We start from the raw sequence: 24,055 nt of genomic DNA, 5'->3' as shown, positions 1-24,055 counted from the left end.
GATAATACTAAAATATGAAAAACATATCAAGCAAAACTTTAAGAAATAAAGTATGACAACTACATAATTTCCTTCGATTTTAGAAATCTATAAAGTGACCTTATGCCAAAACCACTACCACCCTCACCATAAACGGGATGATTATCCTCCATAAAGGCAGTACCGGCTATATCAAAATGAATCCATGGAGTATCTTCCACGAAATTTTCCAGAAATAAAGCCCCCATTATTGCACCAGCTTCAGTTCTCTTTTTAGATATATTTTGTAGATCTGCATTTTTGCTTTTCAGCCTTTCCCTGTAATTTTTGTGTAAAGGTAATCTTACTATATGCTCTCCATTTTCCCGGAAGTATCTGTAAACCTCTTCATAAATATTGTCATTATTGCTAAAACAACCTGCTATGTCAGATCCCAAAGCAACCACACAGGCACCGGTAAGTGTGGCCATGTCTATAATAAAATCAGGCTTATCTTTAACAGCAAAAGAAATGGCATCCGCCAGAATAAGCCGCCCTTCTGCATCGGTATTTAAAATTTCCACTGTTTTGCCACTGTATGATTTTACAATATCCCCAGGGCGATATGCAGTTTGGCCAATTGTATTCTCCGCTAATGGTATATAAAAAGTTGCATTTAATTTCAATCCACTTTCGGATACCACCTTCGCAAGTGCCAACATATTAGCCGCACCTGACATATCAGATTTCATAGTCTCAATACTACCAGTGGGTTTAAGATTGGTACCACCAGAATCAAAAGTAACTCCTTTACCAACAAAAGCATATTTTTTATTAGTACTTTCATCACCTAAATACTCGATCACCAAAAACCGTGGTCTATTTTCGCTTCCCTTTCCCACAGTATATAAAAGATTCATACCTAACTCTTTTATATTAAATTCATCAAAAATCTTTATTTTAAGATTCTTATTAAGTTCGTTTGTTGCAATTTCACAAAACCTCTGGGGTGTTAAATCATTGGGGGGCATATTTATCAGATCTCTTGCCAGAAAGATAGATTTGTATAATGCATTTATTTCACCTATCTTTTCTGAATTAAAATAATTTTTCAATTTAACTTTATCTTCTAAATAGACGGATAATTCTTTTCTCTCATCTCTTTTTGATTTATAGACATCAAAATTGTAGCAGGCAAAAAGCATCCCTTCTAAAAAAAGCTCTGTTTTATAAAAACTTTTAACATTATTTCTCCCTTCAATAGGGAATAAAAAGATAGAATCAATCCCATTCTTATCGATAAGTTTCATCACTTTATGTCCTAATTCTAAAAAGAATGAATTATTATCAATTTTTTCTGGTAAAGATACAATGAAGATATTCTCAAGTCGATTATTATTAAAAACAGAAAACTTCTTGACCTCCCCACCTTCAATTTGATCACTCTTTAGTATATTTTTAATGGCTTTATCTAGGTTTCTATTGATATTCACAGCATAACCTGCTTTCGTTAGTGGTATAATGTAGTTTTGAATCTTTTTACTTTTTTCAAAAATAATTTTAATCATAAATACCTCGTATTATTGTTTATCAATCTCCTTTAAAAGACCCAGGCTATCTTCCGCCAGAGCTGATTTTGGATATTTATCCAGCAGTTTTTTTAGATTTTCCTTTCCTTCCTTGAAGTTTTTTTGCTCTATCTTGTCCAGAGCAGTTTTAAATAGCTCAATCTCTTCATCAGACACCTCATCTTTTCCCGCCCAATATAGCTCATCCTTATTGACCTGCTCTGCCGCCTTTGCACCAGCCACAGATATTTTGCTGGACTCTTTGATACCTTTTATCTTTTCAAGGTTATTCAATTTAGCTTTTGATTTGCTCACAAGCTCTGCAGTTTCGGCAAAACTTAATACCGAAACACAAGATATCAAGATTACAAAAAAAAGATTCTTTTTAAACATAAATCACCTCATCTATTTAGTAATTTCAGATATCTTCTTTCTCCAGATATCAGCATTTTTTTTGTCCATCATCTTTTCATAGGTTGTTATAATGTTATAAATGTATAAATGACTTCCGGACATTTCATATGCTTTTTTATAATAATCTACCGCTTCGCTGTATTTTTTATTGTAAAAGAGGATATTGCCTGCATCATTGAAAAACTGTGGTGATTTATATCCAGCATTAACCAAAAGATTTACAATATGCAGAGCATCATCGAGGAGGGAATTTAAAAACAATCTATAAAGAGTATTTTCAGGTCTATATTCACTATTTTTAATATTTTGAAGCAATATACTGTCTCTTAATTTTATTATCTCAATATATGAGGAGATAAAATTCGAAGCAAAATTGTACGGGAGAGAAACGTTAAGCTTCTCCTGTTCAAATGTTGGTGGTTTATAAATTTCCCATCCCTTATCTGTAAAGATTATATTTAACCCTTTATTGTAATTGGATCTATAAAGATTTAAACCCTGTTTCCATGAATCCAAGAAATTGGCATTAATCAAAGTTGTTTCTAATGGTATATACAACCTACCATTGTAATCTATAAAATCTTCCTTTTTCATACCATAATTAACAATTTCACTGGCATTAATACCACTATCAAACATTAAGAATATGTGCCCCGGAATATCTATAAAAGCCGTTTTTATTCCCAGACTTTCAAAAAGTGAAGAAAGAAGAGCCACAAGGTCGTCACAATCTCCAGTCTTTCTCTTCAAAGTGTCTGTGGGATATTGAACATAATCTACCGTTTCAGCATTTCCTGAGATGGTAGAATAAGGGCTATTGGGATCCTGTTGATATTTTATTCCATAAGTCTTTAAAAACTCAAACACTCCAAGCCCAACGGAGATATTATTGTTAATACCTTTTTTGGGTATATTATTGATTATAATTCTACTTATATCTAAAATATTTGGATCTCTTGGGGTAATAAATGTGGAAAGTTTACGCTTATCATCCCAGACCAACGCATTTTTTTCAAAAAGGTTTAATACTGCGGTAGTTTTTGTTTCGTTTAGGCTTCCATCCACCACATATTTTAATTTAATCTCAGCCTGAATTTTTGTATTTTCAGTCAGTTCCAGAAGTTTATTGTTAAAAACAGCTCTTACTTTTGCAACAGCTATTTTACCGGAGTCTATATTATCTATATTATCCTCCGTTGGAAAGTCCATGAAACCTTTTACAAAAATCGAATATTTTAAGTTACTGATCTGCTTACCGGTATTGTTTTTTATGGATATTTCTAATACTGGATTATCAGCATATGACTTGTATTGATTTACAAACACATTGTATGCTTTTAAAATGGATACAACAATGGGCTCTTCTGTTTTCTCACTTAAATACTTAGCCTTTGCTTTAATTCTATGTTCGTCACTGTAAATATCCCTTTCGAATGATAAAAGCGCTCTTTCAAACTTATTGGACAATTTACTAAAAGCATCTTTAAGCGAATCTTTTTTCCCTTCCTCTTCGTTTATGTGGAATGATGAACCACCTTCTGAGAATGTGGAGTAATCTTTTTCCAAAAATACATCCACCAGTTTTATTTCGATATTACTGCTAAATAATATTAAATTATTACCCAGTTTACTTGGGAGTTGTTTTGTGTCTGATTTAAACATAATTAAGAGATCTGCCAAATTTTCTTTAGCTTTAGGGTAATAATAGGAAATATCACATATATCATGCTTTAATTCCACAAATTCAAACTTATGTTTTTTTATTAGTTTTCTAATCTCATCTGTTACATTGTTAAAATTGCAGCTTACTAAAGCTATTTTAGTTTCTTTATTTTCTTTTCCTATGATACCAAAAGTTTTCAAATCATCTATTACAGATTGACGATCAAGTGCATATATGAAGTAAATAGAAGAGCTTACATCATTCGATTTTCTTAAAATCTGATAAACCGCAGGAATATATTTAGAAGCATTCACAACAATCTTATTGTCAATCTCTTTCAACATCTGTTTGTCATAACTATCAGAAGAGAGGAATACATCTAAAAAATCTCTTAAAGCTTTCACTTGGAGTCTTTTAACCAGCAACAAATCCTGTTGTTCAGATTCCTGTAAAGATGGAACTTTTATGTCTGTTACGTTAATCAAAAAATTAGAATTTTTACCTTTTTTAATGTAATCATTTAAAATCTCTTTAAATTTTAATTCAGATTTTTCAATATAAGGTATACTCTTTTCGTAAGAAATATATTTACTATATAAATAAGCAAGAAATTCATAACTTTTAATATCTTCACCTTTAGCAATTGATTCCAATTTTCCCAGATTTTTTTTAATCTCTTCCTGATCAGCTTTTTCCAGAGCTTTAATAATTTCAGCTTTTATATCTTCTATTGTATTCAATTTTATTTCTTTTAGTGATAAATTTAGTGGTGTTATTTTAACTATATCAACATTACTATTTATTGATGTTAAAAAATCGAATAAATTTTTTGCTAAGGGATCTTCTATTTGTACTTCATCAAGAACTAACCTTGACTTACTTTCTAAATAAAATTTATTTTCATGAAATATAAAGCCTTTTTCTGCAATTTTACCACTTATGTAATTAACAGCTATATCATTATTTGCAAAAATATATTTTCCTTTGATAGTTCCCTCTTTTATTACCAATCCTGTTTTACAATTTTTTATAGAAACATTTTCGCCATGAACAATACCGTTTCTCTCAACCACAAGCCCATTTTCAAAATTAGAAATTTCCACCTCACTCAAAGAAACCCCACTATTTGAAACCACAAACTCACCACCACCTTCAATAACAAAATTATTTCCAATTAAGGCATTATCACCGGCATCTGAAACGATTAGTCGGTAATTAGACCCTTTAATGGTTATTGGGTCTTTTTTATTCCCATTGAGTCTAACAGAGCCGTTTATCTTTAATTCTGTATTATTATCAAACACTATCAAAACGCCAGACTCAATAGTTAATTCAATCCCTTTTGATATGAATAGATTCCCACGAACGATGTAAGGGCTTGCATCTTTATAAAATATAGAATTTTCTACTATACTGCCAGATATTTCCGTAGGACCTTTTTTAACATAGTAAAACTTGATTTCTGAGGGTTTGCTGAGATTTCCGGCCGTATCACGTGCAAAAACCCTGTAATAATAAGTTTTACCAATCACAGCTTTATCGTCAAAATACTCGTTTACTTGAGTGATACCTATATCAACAAAATCACCACTTTCACTTCTTTGGATGAAATAATCCTTGACATCATCCATTTTTTCCCAACTTAGTCTCACTTTATCTTTGAGTCCTTCAGCAACAAGAGAAGAAACCTCTTTAGGGGGTATTGAGTCTAATTCAATAGGAGAAAAAACTGGATATATTGATTCAAGCTTGGTTTTTGGGCTGAACAAAACTACCTTCATCAGTTTATTTTTTCCATTATCACCTTCATTAACGATGTATTTACCAACGTAGTTGCCAGGTTCTATTTCAGTAAGTGGTATATCTTTTGCGATATCTGGTATTTCAAATTTAGCCAAACACCCCGGCTCACCTTTCACTGCCACAAGTATCTCTGCACCAAGCTTAAATGGAGAGTCTTTGGCGTTTGTAATTACAGAAAAAATAACAGGGGGCTTTCTCACGACAGAAACCTTCGGTTCCGGAATAGTTTTGGCCATCTCTCTAAAAAGCTTATCCATTAGGGATATCTTTACAGTATCTCTTAAGACTAAAGCAGAAGATATTGCAGTGGAGATGGCACCCCATGGTGAAAGTGGTACTCCACCACTTCTTTCAGCAACAGAATCTTCTTTCTCCCAGACAATCTCCCCTTTCTCCGATGAAACTAATCTCGCTTTGACTTTTATCGATAAACTACCATAAAGACCAGCATAAACTTTTTCAATTCCCAAAACCTCAACATAAAAGAGTCCATCCACACCTAATTTATTTGCCAAAGTGATGTTGTCTAAGTCTGACCATTTTTTACCAGTTTCTTTTTCAATAATGGCAATCTTTTCGTCTACCTCATCCAGTTTTATGTTTTCAAATTTTTTTGAGCTTATGTGGTTATTAAAAGTAATTCTTAGCTCTTTTTTATCTTCATCCGTCCCTTCACCAGTAAAAGGTAACACCGCTACCGTTTTGGGTACATTATCCTTTTTAAATAGTCCAACAGCCGTATCTGTTATAGATTTAAGAGCATCAAGAGGATTAGCAGCATAGGATGAGTTAACCAATGATACTATGAATATTGCAGATAATATACTTAAAAGTAGCGTTTTTTTCATATGATCCACCAAATTTATTATCTAATTAACTATAGCATCCACATATTTCATTATCCTTTGCTCCAGTTCATCAGTTGGTAGTTTTTTTCTTTTCATTATCATAATGGCATCAACATACTTTTCAATTGATTCCGTGATATTATTATCTTTTTCAAGATCTTTTGCCTGTTTCAAATATTTACCTTCTGAATCTTTAAATATCTCTTTTGTTTCATCTTTAATTTTTGCTATAGCTTCATTTTGTGCTTTTTTCAAAAGTTCAGCATCGGTTGGAAGTTGGGCCACCTTAAATGGTATCTTAAACTCTCCTATTTCAACCCCCTCACTTGACTCATCTATAGCTTCTTTTTTTATGTCAGCTAAGCCTGTGTGAATCAATTTGCCGTTTACATCGACTATACGGTAGCTTACGCTCAAAACAGCCACTTTTTTAAAATATTTGACGTTATATTTTACATCTTCAAATACTGGTTTTTCAAGATACTTTGATGGTGCGGGGGGTATTTCCTGTGACTTCCCTTCTTTTTCCAATTTAACTGCTAATTTTTCCCAATCTTCATAAGCTGGATTTAGCACCATATCAACTCTTGTTTTTACCCTTACAGATTTTTTACCTTCCTGAATGGATGACTCCACTTTATAATCCAAAACATCTCCCAGTAGGAAGTAATCAGCACTTGCTATTTTTAAGCCGGAGGGTTTATTGACAGATTGAGATGCAAGATTCAACTCAAATTCTTTTAAAAGTACGTCAGTGGACTCCCTTTCGATTATTTTTAGATCATCTTTTAGCTCGTTATACAAGCTCAACATAATATTGGATGTGAAAAGCCCACCAGCTTCAGGGGCACTTTTTGGACTTTTAAAAGGTATTATAGCAAGGCTCTTTATAGCCCTTGATAATATCTTTTCTTCGAGCTTTTTCATATTTTCTTTTAAGTCTGGATAAGCTGGGTTCAGGTTAAACAGTAATTTGTAATATAAAAAGGTCAACCCTAATTTTTCTCCATCCTCAGCTTTTTTAGCTTTAAGGTAAAGATTGTCATAGTATCTGTTTAAATCTTTTTTTGGTATCTTTACCAAGCCTCTTTTTTCCACAGGTATTTTAAGCATTAAGTCAAATCCCTTTTTGAAATTGTCATATGCCTGCCATACAAAATCCTGCTGTGCATAGTCTATCCCAAGCTGAAAATAAAGCTCAGAAAACTCAGCAATGGCTTTATTATAAAGCTCTTTAACTCTATTTTCATCATCAGGATATTCCATAGCCATATTGTAATACTTTACTGCAAGATCCAGTTTTTTATTTTTTTTAGCTTCTTCTGCTTTTTTGAGGTAATAGTCGGCTGTATCTTTCTGTGAAGCTTCATCTTTTAAACTTGATATATTCTGGTAATCTTTGTCTATTTCATACACCTGGTTAATTAGAGGGTGTGCTTTTTTCCATTCTTCCTGTTCAACCAATTTTAATATTTCCGGATACATAGCACCAATTGCAGCATTCTTATATTCATTTGTCTTGATATCAAATATTGACTGGTCAAGATAAGAATTCTCTTTTAATAAACTTATGGCTTTGCTATACTCCTTATTCTTCAAAAACTGCTCAGCCTGAGCAAAAACGGACTCTTTTTTATTGATTGATAATTTTTTCTCATTTGCTATCTGTGCAGCAAGTTTGTTAACTTCTTCTGTATCTATATTGTATTCATAAAGTTTTTTTGTATCATCTTCAAATTTCATCACAAGTGGAATAGGTATTAAAGGCATTTTTGATTTAACAGAAGTTATATCGCTATTAATTTTTTTAAATTTACTATCAAATATTAATCTGCTTATTTTGTTATACTCCTGGCAATATTCTTTGTTTTCAGGGACTTTCTGACACAGATCTTTGTAGATTGAATAAGCTTCCTCCAGCCTGTTCTGGCTGACTAAATTTTTAGCATTCTCGAAACTCTCTTTAAAAGGATCTGGAGCACATGAAAAAATGAATAATAGCCCGGTTAAAAGTAATAATGTTCTAAAAATCATACTACACCTCCATAGAAAAATTATACTGCATTATTTTGGAAAAAACAACTTTTTTATTTTTTTTAAAATAATATTCTAATTTTGCATATTGACAAGGAAACTATTTTTTTGTAATCTTCCCAAACGTTGCCGGAGTGGTGGAATTGGTAGACGCGCCGGACTCAAAATCCGGTGGGCTAATCACCCGTGGGGGTTCGAGTCCCCCCTCCGGCATTTTATAGTTACTCATATAAGAAAAGTTATAATTCCTTTAGCTCTATTAATTCGTCTTTCTTTATAAATTCCAAAATCTCTCTTACAGATCTGAATGCGGAATCCCTATCTTTGGCTTCAACTGCTAAAAATAAAATTGGATCATTTTTATTCAGTGTGCCAAGAGAATGATAAATATGTAGTTTATTTAAATTATAGGTATTAAAAATTTCTTCAGTCTTTTTTTGTAAAATTTCTTGAGAATTATCATTTTTTAATGTCAATTCTATTTTAGAATAGTTTTCAAAATGTTTTCCAGGAAACTTGGCTTTGCCATGATGTATCAGAATTGTACCGGTGGAATCATCTAATTGATTGTAAAACTCTTCGTAAACCTTACTAATGGATATTCTACCATTTACAATATTTACTTTAACTTTTTCAAATCCCATTTTTTACTCCAACATCACATAAATCTTCTAAGTACATAAGGTAATATACCTCCATTGATGTAATATTCCACCTCCACTTCAGTATCGAGCCTTAAAGTCACTAAAAATTCTCTCTTTTCTCCATCTGGTTTTAATAATTCTATTCTTATATCTTTTCTGGGGGATAGATTTTCTAACCCAAAGATATTTACAATTTCATCCCCTTTAATCCCATGTTTTGGCCAACTTTCTCCATCTTTAAATTGTAATGGCAAAACACCCATACCTACCAGATTACTTTTGTGTATCCTTTCAAAGGATTCCGCTATAACAGCTTTTATACCCAAAAGTGATGTACCTTTTGCGGCCCAATCCCTTGAAGAACCGGTACCGTATTCTTTACCGGCAAATACAACTAAAGGGGTATTTTCGATCTGATATTTCATAGCAGCATCGAATATGAACATTTCTTCGTTTTCTGGATATTTTATCGTAAAAGAACCTTCTTTATTCACCATCTTATTTTTAATCCTTATATTACCAAAGGTACCCCTAATCATAACCTCATGATTACCCCTTCTGGATCCGTAAGAATTAAAATCTTCCTCCTTAACTTCTTTTGAAATAAGATATCTACCAGCAGGATAATCGGGATCAATCTCTCCAGCTGGTGATATATGATCTGTAGTTATAGAATCCCCAAGTAACAGTAGGATTCTTGCATTAGTAATATCAATAATTTTTCCAGGTTCTTTTACAAAATTATCAAAATATGGCGGTTTTTTTATATATGTAGATTTTTCCTGCCAATTGTAAGTTTTGTCAACTTTAATATTCATCCTCTGCCAGAAAAGATCACCATCAAAAATTTTTCCATAATCTCTTTTAAAATCAGATTTTGTGAATGTATCATTGATAATTTCATAGATCTCTTCTGAAGATGGCCAGATGTCTTTTAACATAACATTTTCGCCATAAGGAGTGTAACCCAAAGGTTCATTTTTAAAATCTATATCTATCTTTCCCGCAAGAGCATATGCTACTACTAACATAGGACTGGCTAAAAAATTAGATCTGACAAGCTGATGAATCCTTGCCTCAAAGTTTCTATTGCCGGAAAGAACGGCAGCTACATTTAAATTATTCTTTATGATAGCCTCTTCTATTTGAGGTAAAATCGGACCACTATTACCAATGCATGTAGTACAGCCATACGCCGTTATGTGAAATCCCAATGCCTCCAGATAAGGCATTAATCCAGATTTTTTTAAATAAGATTCCACCACTTTTGATCCTGGAGCAAAGGATGTTTTTACGTAAGGCTTTACTTTTAAACCTTTTTTAACAGCATTTTTGGCTAATAATCCAGCACCAATAATAACAAATGGATTTGATGTATTTGTGCAGGAAGTAATAGCTGCAATTACCACACTACCATCTTTAATTCTTACTGAGTTTTGATCGATTTCAATATTTACAAAATTATCAGCTTTTAAATTCTGCAAACTACTTTTTACCTGACTCAATGATATTCTATCCTGAGGTCTGGATGGGCCAGCGATTGAAGGTTCTATTGAATTTAAATCTATTTCTAAAACGTCTGTATATTCTACTTTTTCTTGACCTGTGTAGAAAATACCAGCCTTTTTGGCATATACCTCCAAAATATCCGCATATCTATCCCTATTTGTCATTCTCAAATATTCGATGGTCTTTCTGTCAATCGGAAATATCCCTAAAGTTGCACCAAATTCAGGAGTCATATTTGATATAGTAGCCCTATCGGGTATTGATAAAGTTTTTATCCCTGGGCCAAAATACTCAACAAATTTATCCACAACTCCATATTTTCTCAATTTTTCTGTGATGGTCAAAATTAAATCAGTAGCGGTAACACCTTCATTCAACTCCCCAATCATCTTTACACCAATAACTTCAGGAATTGGCATATAATATGGTTGTCCCAGCATAACTGCCTCAGCTTCGATCCCACCAACACCCCAACCCATTACACCTATGCCATTAACCATAGGTGTATGGGAATCAGTACCTATACAGGTGTCAGGATACAGAATTTTTTTATCTTTTCTATCATCTATACAAACTACTTTAGCTAAATATTCAAGATTTACCTGATGGCAAATTCCAGAATTGGGGGGTACCACTCTGAAATTATAAAATGATTTTTGTGCCCATTTTAGAAGTTTGTACCTCTCTTCATTTCTTTTGTATTCAAGAGCAACATTTTTTAATATGTTATCTTCAGTACCATAATAATCCACCTGAACGGAGTGATCCACAATAAGGTCAACGGGCACCAAAGGATTTATCTTTTCAGGATTTTTACCAAGCTCCACCATTGCATCCCTCATTGCTGCAAGATCAACCACTGCAGGCACACCTGTAAAATCCTGCATCAGAACTCTAACAGGTTTGTATGGAATTTCAATTGGAACAGGTTGTTTTTTACTCCAGCCGGCAATATTTTTCAAATCTTTTTCATTTACCTTACCATCCCCTATGTTCCTTAGAATATTTTCCACCAATATCTTTATGGAATACGGCATTTTTTTTATGTCAAACCCATCTTTTGAAAGCTTATTAATGTCGTAAAAAAAATACTCCCTCTCCTCAAATTCAAAACTGTTCAGGTATCTCTCTTTATCCATAAAAACCCCCATTGAACTTTTTTAACCATCCATATTCATTTTAATATGACAAAGTAATTTTGTAAACTAATATTTGCTTTTTTTTATAAGATCATTTATAGTAAAGATAATTATTTATAGAGGTGAATGATATGTTTGTAGGTCATATCTCTGATTTAGAACATGTTTTTTATAATGACAACAATATTAAAAACGTTGTAAAACAGGTAGCAATTGGTAAAAATGAAGGTTGGAAAGACTATGTTCTTAGGGTTTTTACTGTAAAGAATGGAGGATATACCCCCAGACACACCCACGATTGGCCTCACATAAATTACATTTTATCAGGTGAAGGTACTCTTTATCTCAATGGTGAATTACACAACGTAAAAACTGGATCTATAGCTTATATACCAAATAATGTAGAGCATCAATTTATGGCAGATAGGAATTCAGATATACAATTTATTTGCATAGTCCCAGAAAAAGGTGAATATTAAATAATATAAAAGGGAGATACAGAGATGAGGTATATTAAAATTATTTTGTTTTGTTTGATATCTATCAACGTTTTTGCTTCAAACATTAAAACAACTCTTGAAAAAAATCTTATCCAAAATTTTGAAAAAAGAGGTATTAAAGATCTCAACATTGAGGTAACTATAATTAAAGAGGTGGAGGATTTAAAAGGGTATTATCTCGTAAAAGCTGTAATAACTGATAAAAGGAATAATAAAAAAGTAGATCAATTTCTACTTACGAATGGCAATGTTTTGATTCCAGATCTAATAGACATATCTAAAAGTTATAGCATATTGAAAGATATGATTTTTTCTTATGATATAACAAATATCGATACCTCAAAGCTTACCTTATTTTATGGAAATAAAAATGCTAAAAATGTAATAGTTAAAGTTTCAGACTTCGAATGCCCTTTCTGCAGAAAAGCCAACGAATATTTAGAATCAAAGCTCAATTCAGTTAATAAAAAAGATATTGCCATATATATGCTTAATTACCCTCTTTCAATACATAAAAAAGCTATGCTCTATGCAAAGATCTTTGAAGCGGGGATGGCACTTGGTAAAAATTTTATGGATCAGCTATACTCTGGAAAATACGATAATATGGATGACAATAGAATAATAGAAACATTTGCAAATTTATCTGGTAAAAAAATGGAATTTGAAAAGCTTGTAAATTCAAAAGAGATCTCCGATAGAATAAATGCTCAAATGAAGTACGCAGAACAATTAGGGGTAAACTCCACCCCAATTATATTTATAAATGGTAGAAAAGTAGAAGGTTATAATACTCAATTAATAGATAAAGGTTTTACCCTATTAAAATAATGTTAGAGGTGTATTATGGCAATACAACCACTTGAGTTTGAAGTACCTATTTATGAATTGGAAAAAAAATTAGAAGAGCTTAAGTCTATTTCTGAAGTAGTAGACAAAGATATAGAAGATAAAATAGCAAAATTGGAAGAAAGAATCCAGAAAGTGAAAACTAACGTATACAGAAATCTTACACCTGCCCAGAAGGTACTTGTGGCAAGGCATCCAAATAGGCCATACACATTGGACTATATAGCAGCACTCTTTGAAGACTTCGTGGAATTACATGGTGATAGATTATACATGGATGATTCTGCTATAGTGGGGGGTATTGCAAAATTTGATGGTGAACCATGCGTAGTAATAGGTCATCAAAAAGGTAGAAATACCAAAGAAAACATTATGAGAAATTTTGGAATGCCTAACCCAGAGGGTTATCGGAAAGCCCAAAGATTGTTTAGAATGGCTGATAAATTCAAGAGACCTATTTTCACATTTGTGGATACACCCGGGGCATATCCGGGAATAGGAGCCGAAGAAAGGGGACAGGCTGAAGCTATTGCCAGAAATTTGTTTGAAATGGCTGGACTCAAGGTACCTATCATTACAGTTATCACCGGTGAAGGTGGCAGCGGTGGGGCACTTGCAATCGCAATGGGTAACAGGGTGTTAATGCTTGAACACTCGATCTATGCAGTTATTAGTCCAGAAGGTTGTGCATCTATTTTATGGAAAGATGCATCTTATTCCAAAAGAGCAGCAGAAGCCCTAAAACTGACCGCACAAGATCTAAAATCTCTCAATGTTATTGATGAAATAATTAAAGAACCTATTGGTGGTGCCCACAGAGATCATGAAGGGACGTTTAATAACGTAAAAAAATCTTTGAAAAAACATTTCAAAGAATTAAAACAATACTCACCGGATGAACTGTTTGAATCGAGGTATCAAAAATTTAGAAACATAGGTGTATTTGCGGAGTAGGAATTGCCATCTGAAATAATAAAATTACCTTCCGACATATCAAATAAAATTGCCGCCGGAGAGGTGGTGGAGCGCCCTTTTAATGTGGTAAAAGAACTCCTGGAAAATTCTATCGATGCTGGTGCTGATAAAATAGATATTGAGATTAATGATGGTGGACTGTCTCTTATAAAAGTAAGCGATAATGGCAGAGGTATTCTACCCGATGACCTTCCCAATACTATAGAGAGGTACGCCACAAGTAAAATAAAGAGATTTGAAGATATATATTCAATTAATAGCTATGGTTTTAGAGGGGAAGCCCTTGCAGCCATCAGCTCTGTTTCAGATTTTAAGATACATTCCAGAAGGGATTGCTATGATGGGTTTGTTCTCATAAAAAATTTCGGTGAAAACTTTGTTATAAAACCTTCCCCTATACCCTATGGCACGACTGTTGAAGTGGCAAATCTATTTCAAAAGATACCTGTCAGGAAAAAATTCTTAAAAAATTCAAATTCTGAATACAGAGAAATTCTAAAATTCATCAAATGCTTTGCTTCTATAAATTTTAACGTTACCTTAAAACTTATAAAAGATGGAGAAGTGGTGTTAGATCTTATAAAAGATAACTGTATGATCGATAGAGTAAAAAAGATTTTTAATGAAGCCCCCCTTTTCGAATTTAAAAATAGATATGGAACTCTAAATATTGAGGGGGTATTATCCACACCAGATAATCAAAAATTCAGAAAAGATTATATAATAACCTCTGTAAATAAAAGAATAATAAAAGATTTTGGGATTATGCAATCGATTATAAATGCCTACCATAGGTTGATACCAGAAAATAGATACCCTTTTGCATTTATAAACTTAAATATATCAGGTGAAGATCTGGACGTCAATGTTCACCCCACCAAGATGGCAGTTAAATTTTTTAATTCAAACGATATATTCTCATTTGTATACGATAGCATCAAGACAGAGCTGAATAGATTGACATTATCAAGTTCCTACGTTACTCAATCCAACCAAGAAGCTGATAAAAAAGATGAAATATATAAAACAACAAACCCAGAACTAAAATATAATATAGATTTGGAAAAGATCCTATCTTCAGAAAAAGAGATTTCTGTAAGCGAAAGTTATGCAAATTATTCTGATGCAGATAAAGAAATTAAAATAATTGGACAATTGTTTAAAACAGTTATTCTTTGTGAAATCAAAGATGAATTGGTTTTTATTGATCAGCATATTGCACATGAAAGGGTACTTTTCGAAAAATATAAAAACTTGAAAAACTCAATCCCATCAATAGTATTATATGAGCCAATTATAATGGATGTATCTTATGAAGACAGAGAGATTTTGTCCACAAATATGGAAATACTAAATAAATTTGGGTTTGAGATTGAGTTTTTTGGAAAAGATAGTCTTAAAATTTCATCTATTCCATCTTCTCTTTTAAAAAGAGATCCGGTGGAGGAGTTAAAGAATATTATTGAAGAGATAAATTCATTGAAGGTAGCAGAAAATGATAAGATCCCCCTCATCATGTCGTGTAAAAATGCCATTAAATCTGGCGATTACCTAACATATTTTGAAATGGAAGAATTGGTAACTAACCTTTTCAAGACATCAAACCCTTACACCTGCCCCCACGGAAGGCCTATTATATTTAAGATGAACAAAGAATCTATATATAAAAAGTTTCATAGATGAAGATACCCATAATTACCGGTTATACAGCTTCAGGAAAAACTGACATATCATTGAAATTAGCCGAAAAACTCGACATAGAAATAATCAGTGCAGATGCATTTCAGGTGTATAGATTTATGGATATAGGTACTGGAAAACCATCCAAAAATGAACTTGCTAAAATAAAACATCATCTAATAGATTGTTTGAACCCTGAAGAAGTATATTCAGCTGGAATATTTTTTGAAAAAACAGAAACTATCATAGAAGATATTCTAAAAAGGAATAAAATCCCCCTCGTAGTTGGTGGCACTGGTCTCTACGTTGAAGTATTGACAAAAGGGATTTTTAAATCCCCCAAAGTGGATAAAGAATTAAGACAACAAATTCTAAACGATATGGAGGATAAAGGTATTGATTATTTTTACCATCAACTTATTTTGAAAGATGCTGAATATGCCAAAAAGATATCAAAAAAAGATAAAAATAAGATTACCAGGGCATTTGAAATTATGGAAACTACAGGTATGACAGTAACTGAAGCCCATAGAAATTTCCATAGATATCCAAGATTTGATTATGAAATATTCATCATAGAAAAAGATAGAAAAGAGCTTTACAAAAGTATTGATGAAAGAGTTTTAAAGATGTTTCAAAAAGGCTGGGTAGATGAGGTTAATCACCTTTTAAACCTTGGTTATTCGCCAGAAAATCATTCATTTAAGGCAATAGGATATAGAGAAATTGCATCTTTTATCAAAAATGGATATCCATCAATAGAAAAACTTATTCAAGATATACAAACTAAAACTCGACAATTTGCCAAAAGACAATACACATGGTTTAGACATATGATGGGATTAAAAAAACTTTCCTCCGACTTTCAAACCAACGTTGATGAAATATTTAAAACAATAAAACTATTTTGGTAAATAAATCCAGAAGATCCTGGAGATCTCATTATCCAGATTTCTCACCCTATGACTTTTTGATGAATCAAAGTAAAAATATTGCCCGGATGAAAGTTCGTAAGATTTTTCGTCAATTATTAGTTCTACCCTACCCTGGAGAATATACCCCTGCTCCTCACCTTCATGCTTTAAAGATTGTGAATACCCACCTTCAGGAAAAAGCTCCACAATATACGTTTTCATTTTAAAACTTTTATTCTTATGTAGAAGATAAAGATTGAATTCGTTTTTTTTAGAGTATATTAATTCAGCATCGGAACTGAAATTAAAGACCTCTTTGTTGAAATCTGATTTTTGGTCAGATTCCTCGAAAAAATCTGCAATAGTCATATTAAAAAAAGAAACAATTTCTTTTAATGTAGAAAGAGACGGTATGGCTTTTTCATTTTCAAGCATTGAGACATAACTCTTAGTTTTACCAATGGCTTTAGCTAATTGCTCAAGGGTAATACCTTGAGACTTCCTCAAGTTCCTGATTTTTTTTGATATATACGATTTGTTCACTTCGATCAGAAAAAGGGGCCTTTTAAAAAGAAAGCCCCCTATAAATTATACTACTTAACTGAATCTTTAAATAACTTTCCAGGAGTAAATTTTGGTGCTTTTTTAGCTGGGATCTTAATCTCTTTCCCAGTTTGAGGATTTCTGCCGGTTCTAGCTTTTCTTTCGTAAACAGAAAAAGTACCGAATCCTACGAGAGTAACTTTGTCTCCACTTTTGAGCGCTTCAACTACTGCTTCTTCGAAAGCCTCAAGAGCCTTCTCAGCCTCTACTTTTTTAAGGCCAGCTTTTGCTGCAATTTTTTCAATCAAATCTTTTTTGTTCACTTTATACCTCCCATACATATTAGATTAATGGCTTATAATACATTTAAAAAAAAAATTCAAATACTTTTTTTGTTTAAAGAAGAAAATCTAAAATTCAAAGGTATGTCATTTAATATTTTGTAAACTAATATAAAACTTTATCCTTTTAACTTCTTTATAATTGTATCTATAGCACCTTTATTTTTTTTCATATAGTTAATCCCATTTTCCGACATCAAACCCCTTTTATCAGGGTTTGAAATAATGCTTTTAACAACTGAATAAAGCTCATCAGAATTATTCACAAGCTGAACGATCTCTTCTTTTTGTAATACCTCATAGAGTTCTGAAAAATTATAAACAAATTTACCGGCTATGGTGGGGACTCCTAAAGATATAGGCTCAAGAGGATTATGCCCACCCTTTGGTACCAGACTACCACCGATAAAAGATAGATGACCTAAAGAATAAAAAAGTAAAAGTTCTCCTAAAGTATCTACAATCAAAAGATCAAACTGTTGATTACTGTTTGGTTCCCATTTTGTCCTATGTATCGATTTTAATTTATATTTATCAGCAAGTTTTGAAATTTCTCTCGATCTTAAAGGGTCTCTTGGAGCTATAATTAAAAATAAGTTTTTAAATTCATCCTTCAATTTTGAAAATATCTTTAAAATAATCTCCTCTTCCCCTGCATGAGTACTACCACATACCCAAACAAACTTTCCAGATAACGTATCTTTTAATTTAGCAGATTTTTCATATATCCTCTCATCAATCTTCATATCAAACTTTATATTACCTGCAACCTCAATCTTTTCCTCATTTACCCCCAGTTGTTTGAATCTAAAAGCATCAGAATTATCTCTAACGAATAGTATTGCAAATCTATTCAACAAATTAAGAAATATAGGCTTTACAATAAGATATCTTTTTAAAGATTTTTCGGAAAGTCTTCCATTGACGAGGAATAGCTTTATTGCATGTTTATAGGAAAGATTTATGAGATTTGGCCAGATTTCTGTTTCAATGATAATTCCAATGGTGGGTTTTGTATTTATCAAAAAAATATCTACTAAAGGTGCAAAATCGTATGGTAGGTAAAAATGTTCTATACTTCCACCAAAATTTTTCTGCACCTGGGCTGATCCTGTTGGAGTTGTAGTGGTCACAAGTATATCGTAATCCGGATATGAGGATTGTAATCTTCTAATTAGAGGTGTAGCGGCATTTACTTCCCCCAGCGATAAAGCATGAATCCATACCCTTCTCTTAGGAGGCAATCTTTTTACGAACCCTAACCTTTCATTCCATCTTTTTAGGTATTCTATATTTTTAAAACCTTTGAAGATCAAGCTCAGAAACAAAAAAGGTAAAATTGCCAAAAATAACAGATTGTACAGGAATAGAAATATAATAATCATAACGTTATACCCTGGTTTAAATAGGCTCTTTTTTCAAATTATTATACAAATGTATGTATTCTCTCACCATGCTATCCACAGAAAACTCCGAATCAACAATCTTCATGCCGTTTTTACCAAAATCTTCTCTGAGTGATTTATTATTCAAAAGAGTTAAGAGTCTGCTATACAATCCTTTTTCATCACCTTTTTCTATGAGAAAACCGTTTATACCGTCCTTCACTATCTCAGGAATACCACCAACATTACTTGCAATAATAGGAACTCCTGCAGCCGAAGCTTGAATCAAAGAAATTCCTAAACCTTCCATATCGGCTGGATGGACCACAATATCGAGTAAACCTATCCACTTTTCAATATCTTCTCGAAAACCAGCAAAAATGAAATACACTGTTAAACCTAAATCTTTTATCATTTTTTTGAGTTTATTTTCAATTGCACCTTTCCCAAAAAAGATTACTTTAACGTTAGGGAACTCTTTGATTATCTCTGGCATTATATTGATAAGGTATCTATGCCCCTTACGTTCAATAAGCTGAGCTATTACACCTATTACTATATCAGAATTGGTTAAACCAAATTCAGCCAAAAATTTCTCTTTTGACTCTGTATCCCTAAATGGTGAAGGATCAATGACACTTCTGATGGTTTTTAATTTGGACTCATCTGTAATAACATTCGACAAAACTTTTTTAATACCATCAGAAATAGCCACAATGTAATCGTAAAAATAATACTTGAATTTAGCTAAAAATTTAATTTCTAGATTATCTACCCTTCTGGTACAAATCGAAGGTAAACCGTTTAATCTTGCAACCATTCCACCCCAGAAATCCACACCTTTTCTACTATGCACATGTACCAGATCTGGTTGCTCTCTTTTAATAATCTTATTTAATCTGAAGGGAAATGTAATATCCATATCACCTAAAAAGCCTATTTCATATACTTTTGAATAAATTGTAGCATATTTAGATATGGCACTTCCGGTGGGAGTTATAAGTATATTCTCAAAACCCTCTTTCTGCAAGCCTTCCAAAAGATACAATACCTGTTTAGCTCCACCATAAAGATTTCTTCCAGCTTCTATGTGTAAAATCTTCATATTCACAAATCAACCAATTTAGTAAATTCTTTATAAACCATTTCTGAAGTTATGGCATGCATACAATCAAATCTATTGTTACAGGTGGGATTTCTTTTGCAAGGGGAACAGGGAAGCCCTGCGTATAAAACTTTTGTTTTAGGATTGGCAGTTGTCAAATACGGAACCGTCGAGCCAAAAATAGCTATGGTGTTTTTTTCAAATGCAGTTCCCATATGTGTTAGCCCAGTATCCACACCTATGATTCCAACAGATAAATATATTATTGCCATTGCTTCATCAAGTTTTGTTTTTCCTGAAAAGTTTTTTACATTTTCATGTACAACCAATCTTTCAGCAGCATCATAATCATTTTTGCCACCTAAAATAATAATATCGTTATCCGGGTAATCTGATAATATCCTTTTTAAAAGTTCCTGCCAGTAGATTTCAATCCAGTGTTTTTGTGGTCTTGTGGTAAAGGGTGCTATCACAAAAAATTTATCCTTAACATTTGACATTAAATTCTGCTTAACATTATTTTTTGTCTCCTGGGGTACAGATAAAAACGGTTTTTTATCCGTAATTTCACATCCAAGTAACTCTGCAAGATATAAGTATTCAGAAGCAAAAAAACTTACATCCCCTCCCCTGGGATATACTTTATCCAAAAAAATCCAATTAAACTCCTTCTTACCAAGGCCTATCTTTTCCTTAGAACCAGATAAGAATGCCCAGATGGAACCTTTTAAAATACCATGTAAATCGATAGAGATATCAAACTGATATTTGTTCAACTTTCTAACAAACTGTAAAATTTCTATTATCAGGGTAACAAATTTTAATTTTTTAAATAACCATTTCCACCTATCTACCGGCAAAGAGATTATTTCGTCGATATAAACATTGCCGTATAAAATTGATGATAATGGGCTATTTACCAGCCAGTAAATTTTAACTTTACCAGATTCCTTCAAAGGTTTAAGCATAGTTGTGGCAAATACAATATCACCTATGGCAGATAATCTAATAAGTAAAATCTTTTTCATTTTATCATATCTACTAAATCGTTGTAAACTTTATCTACAGTAATAGCTGATATAGATTCTGCTGTAATATATCTGATATCTGAATCGTGACATGGTATAGGTCTATTTCCAATTAAAACCAATGTTTTGGATTCAGTGGCGGCGGCAACGTAAACAATACCTGTGTCATTACCCAAACAAACGTCACAATGTTTTATAATTGCAGCACTATCCATAACAGATTCTGGCATCAACGTTTTTAAATGTATCCTTAATACATCAGGTATTTTTTCATATATATTTTTCAAAATACCTTCTTCAGATTTACCACCTATAAAAATAACACCATATCCAGTTTCTAATAAACGAATTGCCAGTTGGGTAAAATTTTCCACACCCCAATCTTTATGCTTAACAGAAGCCCCAACCGCCACAACAATATTTTTATCAGGCAATCCATTAGTTATATCTTTATGTTTTTCAATCAATTCTATCGGTATTTTAAGACGCGGAACCAATCTTTTATCCGTAAAACCATGTTTAATTGATAGCTCTGTAGCCCATTCATAATTTGTAATACATGGCCCATCGTATTTTTTTATATAGGGCTTGCGATTTAAAAAAAACCGTTGAGGCCAGTTCCACCCAAAACCACCATAACCTATTCTTATCGGTATACCAGCCAAGAATGCAAGCAAACCGTACCTGATTCTATCTGAGAAAATAACTATTCTATCGAATTTTTTAGCTTTTACAATCTTCAGAAGTTTAAGAAATCCAGAGAAACCTCTATGTTCACCTTTGTTATCCTCTTTTCTCCATCTATCATAAATTATTATCTCTTCAATATACTCAACATTTCTTAGAATATCCATCGGTCTGCAGGTGGGCCTTGCAATGAGTACCACCCTGTTATTTCTACTTTGTTTTGCCACTGCTTCAATGTATGGTAGTCTAAATATCAAATCACCTATACCGAGATCATGCTGAAAAACAACCGTATAAGGCCTATTGTCCATAAATAACCTCTTTTTTCAAAAGTTTTTCATAATATCTCATGCCACCGGCCGCCAGTGTTATCAAAAATACATAATTTGTAATACCAGCTGCAGTACCAAACATTGAATCTGAAAGAGAGAAAAGAAACATCCCTGCAACAGTTAGACCACCTACCGTGGCAAAAAATCTCACATCTTCTGTTAGTTTTCTGTTCTTCATCCTTTTAAAAAAATACTGAAAAAGCATCATATAAAAAACAAGATATACAGCTAAACCCACAAGCCCCTGCTTGGCCATAATATTTATTATATCATTATGAAGATGGCCGTGGTTTAATAATTCTTTATTTACCTTTTTATTTTCGACATCTTTCTTTAATCTTTTATCAAATCCAACAAAACCTTGACCAAAGACTGGACTCTCGACAAATAATTTTAATCCGTATCTCCACATCTCTAATCTTGTACCAAAACTACCTAAGAACATATCAGCTTTTTGTTCTGTGTTCAGGTAAAGATTCATTTCCTCAATTGCTATGTTTATTTTATTTTTTATAAAGTCTGATGTAAAGTAAGACATTATAAATATAACACATAATAACAAAATTATAATAATTCTGTGTATATTTTTGATAAAATTGAATATGAATGTCAAAATGAAAATCAAAATAGGTAAGACCACCCAACCACCCCTTGTACCAGATGCAATGGAAACCCATAAAGACAGACTAAAAATAATAAATCCTAAGGCTATCTTATTCCATTTTGATAGTTTATTATTAAGATATATATATGATAAACCAATTAATCCCAACAAAAGTGCAAAGTTACCAAAAGGTATAGGATTAATAAAACTATGGGCTCTCGGCTCATTTAAAATTACAATTTTATAGTAAGATAGACAAGAAGCGTATACTAAGCAAACTATTAAAGCGATAAATATCAATCTTTTTGAAACACCATAAATTTCCAATAACAAAAAAGCAAACACTCCCAAAAACATCCTAAATGGTCTATCTAAATGATGTGGAACAAATCCAAAGAAAAGCATATTGAGAAAAAAAGCAGTTGGGAGTAAAAACATTAATATTATAAATACCTTGTCTTCTCTGTGCAATACTAGATCTTTTCTAAATGAAATCAAAACAAAAATACCCAGAATGGATAAAATTAATAGTGTCGTCATGGAAAAGTATTTGATATTTATAAAGCCAGATAACCCCAAAAATATCAACCAATTATGTATATGATATTTTTCCATGTAAATTTGAAAAAAACTTTTCATTTATACTCCTTAAATATTTTTAACTTACGAATATATATCAGATATATCTTAAAAAAATATGTTTTTTACTTTTAAACCAGCTACTTTGAGGTGTAACCATAAGTAAATATGGAAGAAAAAAGTAAAATATCTTCATAATAAAACAGTTTTTCTTGACCGATGTATAGAAAAATTGAGAATTAATTATACAGTTTGCAATGGCATATTTATCTTCAATACCATTTTTTAAACACTCAATATGATGTGTAATCATCTTGCCTTTTAAAAAAATATGCAATCTTCTATCTTTTAACCTAAAAAAAGAGCTTAATATTTTAGGGATATGGACAGGCATAAGTTCTCTTATATATGAGAATTTTAAACCTTTTTGGATTAAAAAATCTGCCACCCACTCTTCTGGATTTTTATCAAAATTAAAAAGATCTTTATAAAAGCCCTTTAAAAGATTGAAATTAAGTATTGCAAAATCTATACCTAAAGAGTAGGTTAAATTTCTCCATTCGCTACTACACCATGCAATATCTCTATTGTCCATAATATTTAGATACTTAGATATTAAAGAGTCATCTAACAACCATGTGTCAGCCTCTAGAATGACAAGGAATTCCGTATCTTCAGGTATATAGTTATATGATTCTAATATCAGTTGAGAGTTACCTTTTAAATGACCTGAGTTATTTTCATATTGGAGGACTTTGTCTGCATATTTGAATACAATCTCAGGTAATTCGTAACCATCACTTTTACCATTAAATGCGACTATAACAAATGCATTATTGAATTTTTTCCATAATTCTCTAATGACTTTTAGATTAGCCGATAAATCATTAATCCTATTATAAACCCTTATTAAAATTGCTAACCTCACCAGATTAACTCCAAAAAAGCATCCA

20 protein-coding genes and 1 tRNA gene are annotated in these 24,055 nt (G+C 32.2%); 7 read left to right on the top strand and 14 right to left on the bottom strand.

The features are described from left to right. Positions 1-59 precede the first annotated feature (59 nt). Genes ACP5Q2_RS02905 through ACP5Q2_RS02890 form a run of 4 tightly spaced genes read right to left on the bottom strand, consistent with a single transcriptional unit; the run spans position 60 to position 8,288 of the window. Positions 60-1,526 (bottom strand): leucyl aminopeptidase family protein, encoded by a 1,467-nt coding sequence (locus ACP5Q2_RS02905; RefSeq protein WP_428097051.1) that lies wholly within the window; start codon positions 1,524-1,526, stop codon positions 60-62. Positions 1,527-1,538: 12 nt separating this feature from the next. Beyond that, positions 1,539-1,919: a hypothetical protein gene (locus tag ACP5Q2_RS02900; RefSeq protein ID WP_424605676.1), complete on the bottom strand. Its 381-nt coding sequence runs from the start codon at positions 1,917-1,919 to the stop codon at positions 1,539-1,541. A 12-nt stretch (positions 1,920-1,931) separates the two neighbouring features. Continuing rightward, entirely contained in the window at positions 1,932-6,254 is a 4,323-nt protein-coding gene (locus ACP5Q2_RS02895; protein WP_428097047.1) for a hypothetical protein, read from the bottom strand. Between the two features lie 21 nt (positions 6,255-6,275). Beyond that, on the bottom strand, positions 6,276-8,288 hold the full coding sequence (locus ACP5Q2_RS02890) for a hypothetical protein (RefSeq protein WP_428097044.1): 2,013 nt from the start codon (positions 8,286-8,288) through the stop codon (positions 6,276-6,278). 128 nt (positions 8,289-8,416) lie between these two features. Here ACP5Q2_RS02890 and ACP5Q2_RS02885 point away from each other — a divergent pair. After that, a tRNA-Leu gene (locus ACP5Q2_RS02885) sits at positions 8,417-8,501 on the top strand. A 26-nt stretch (positions 8,502-8,527) separates the two neighbouring features. On the opposite strand, the gene ACP5Q2_RS02880 is transcribed toward ACP5Q2_RS02885, so the two are convergent. After that, positions 8,528-8,932 carry a molybdenum cofactor biosynthesis protein MoaE gene (locus tag ACP5Q2_RS02880; RefSeq protein WP_424605679.1) on the bottom strand — a complete coding sequence of 135 codons (405 nt, stop codon included), beginning with the start codon at positions 8,930-8,932 and terminating at the stop codon, positions 8,528-8,530. 14 nt (positions 8,933-8,946) lie between these two features. Continuing rightward, positions 8,947-11,580, bottom strand: a complete 2,634-nt coding sequence (acnA, locus tag ACP5Q2_RS02875) for an aconitate hydratase AcnA (RefSeq protein ID WP_428097041.1) — start codon at positions 11,578-11,580, stop codon at positions 8,947-8,949. Positions 11,581-11,711: 131 nt separating this feature from the next. Between acnA and ACP5Q2_RS02870 the strand changes: the two genes are divergently transcribed. Genes ACP5Q2_RS02870 through miaA form a run of 5 tightly spaced genes read left to right on the top strand, consistent with a single transcriptional unit; the run spans position 11,712 to position 16,498 of the window. Then, positions 11,712-12,059, top strand: a complete 348-nt coding sequence (locus ACP5Q2_RS02870) for a cupin domain-containing protein (protein WP_424605681.1) — start codon at positions 11,712-11,714, stop codon at positions 12,057-12,059. A 24-nt stretch (positions 12,060-12,083) separates the two neighbouring features. Continuing rightward, the gene (locus tag ACP5Q2_RS02865) at positions 12,084-12,911 is read left to right on the top strand and encodes a DsbA family protein (RefSeq protein WP_428097038.1); all 828 of its coding nucleotides are present in this window, start codon (positions 12,084-12,086) and stop codon (positions 12,909-12,911) included. Between the two features lie 15 nt (positions 12,912-12,926). Beyond that, on the top strand, positions 12,927-13,883 hold the full coding sequence (locus tag ACP5Q2_RS02860) for an acetyl-CoA carboxylase carboxyltransferase subunit alpha (protein ID WP_424605683.1): 957 nt from the start codon (positions 12,927-12,929) through the stop codon (positions 13,881-13,883). 3 nt (positions 13,884-13,886) lie between these two features. Continuing rightward, entirely contained in the window at positions 13,887-15,587 is a 1,701-nt protein-coding gene (gene mutL / locus ACP5Q2_RS02855; RefSeq protein WP_428097035.1) for a DNA mismatch repair endonuclease MutL, read from the top strand. Next, positions 15,584-16,498, top strand: coding sequence for a tRNA (adenosine(37)-N6)-dimethylallyltransferase MiaA (gene miaA / locus ACP5Q2_RS02850; protein ID WP_428097033.1), 915 nt, complete (start codon positions 15,584-15,586; stop codon positions 16,496-16,498). The genes mutL and miaA overlap by 4 nt, the downstream gene beginning before the upstream one ends. Here miaA and ACP5Q2_RS02845 read toward each other — a convergent pair. The 7 genes from ACP5Q2_RS02845 to ACP5Q2_RS02815 form a co-directional block, all read right to left on the bottom strand. After that, the gene (locus ACP5Q2_RS02845) at positions 16,487-17,041 is read right to left on the bottom strand and encodes a helix-turn-helix domain-containing protein (protein WP_424605686.1); all 555 of its coding nucleotides are present in this window, start codon (positions 17,039-17,041) and stop codon (positions 16,487-16,489) included. The two genes, miaA and ACP5Q2_RS02845, sit on opposite strands and share 12 nt — an antisense overlap. A 50-nt stretch (positions 17,042-17,091) precedes the next feature. After that, positions 17,092-17,364 (bottom strand): HU family DNA-binding protein, encoded by a 273-nt coding sequence (locus ACP5Q2_RS02840; RefSeq protein WP_428097030.1) that lies wholly within the window; start codon positions 17,362-17,364, stop codon positions 17,092-17,094. A 137-nt stretch (positions 17,365-17,501) separates the two neighbouring features. Further along, on the bottom strand, positions 17,502-18,767 hold the full coding sequence (gene waaA / locus ACP5Q2_RS02835) for a lipid IV(A) 3-deoxy-D-manno-octulosonic acid transferase (protein ID WP_428097027.1): 1,266 nt from the start codon (positions 18,765-18,767) through the stop codon (positions 17,502-17,504). A 16-nt stretch (positions 18,768-18,783) separates the two neighbouring features. Next, a complete protein-coding gene (locus ACP5Q2_RS02830) occupies positions 18,784-19,872 on the bottom strand; it encodes a glycosyltransferase family 4 protein (RefSeq protein ID WP_424605689.1) in 1,089 nt (362 codons plus the stop codon). A gap of 2 nt (positions 19,873-19,874) precedes the next feature. After that, positions 19,875-20,900: a glycosyltransferase family 9 protein gene (locus tag ACP5Q2_RS02825; RefSeq protein WP_428097024.1), complete on the bottom strand. Its 1,026-nt coding sequence runs from the start codon at positions 20,898-20,900 to the stop codon at positions 19,875-19,877. Next, a complete protein-coding gene (locus tag ACP5Q2_RS02820; protein WP_428097022.1) occupies positions 20,897-21,898 on the bottom strand; it encodes a glycosyltransferase family 9 protein in 1,002 nt (333 codons plus the stop codon). Before ACP5Q2_RS02820 ends, ACP5Q2_RS02825 begins: the two co-directional genes overlap by 4 nt. Then, on the bottom strand, positions 21,888-22,559 hold the full coding sequence (locus ACP5Q2_RS02815) for an O-antigen ligase family protein (RefSeq protein ID WP_428097365.1): 672 nt from the start codon (positions 22,557-22,559) through the stop codon (positions 21,888-21,890). The genes ACP5Q2_RS02820 and ACP5Q2_RS02815 overlap by 11 nt, the downstream gene beginning before the upstream one ends. Between ACP5Q2_RS02815 and ACP5Q2_RS02810 the strand changes: the two genes are divergently transcribed. Continuing rightward, entirely contained in the window at positions 22,534-22,770 is a 237-nt protein-coding gene (locus ACP5Q2_RS02810) for a hypothetical protein (RefSeq protein ID WP_424605752.1), read from the top strand. The two genes, ACP5Q2_RS02815 and ACP5Q2_RS02810, sit on opposite strands and share 26 nt — an antisense overlap. 429 nt (positions 22,771-23,199) lie before the next feature. On the opposite strand, the gene ACP5Q2_RS02805 is transcribed toward ACP5Q2_RS02810, so the two are convergent. Continuing rightward, complete coding sequence (locus ACP5Q2_RS02805; protein ID WP_428097019.1) at positions 23,200-24,030, bottom strand: glycosyltransferase family 2 protein; 831 nt, start codon at positions 24,028-24,030, stop codon at positions 23,200-23,202. Between the last annotated feature and the right edge of the window lie 25 nt (positions 24,031-24,055).

The organism is Calditerrivibrio sp., assembly GCF_049968475.1.
GTDB classification, from domain to species: Bacteria; Chrysiogenota; Deferribacteres; order Deferribacterales; family Calditerrivibrionaceae; genus Calditerrivibrio; species Calditerrivibrio nitroreducens_A.
This window is presented reverse-complemented; position numbering and strand designations above follow the sequence as displayed.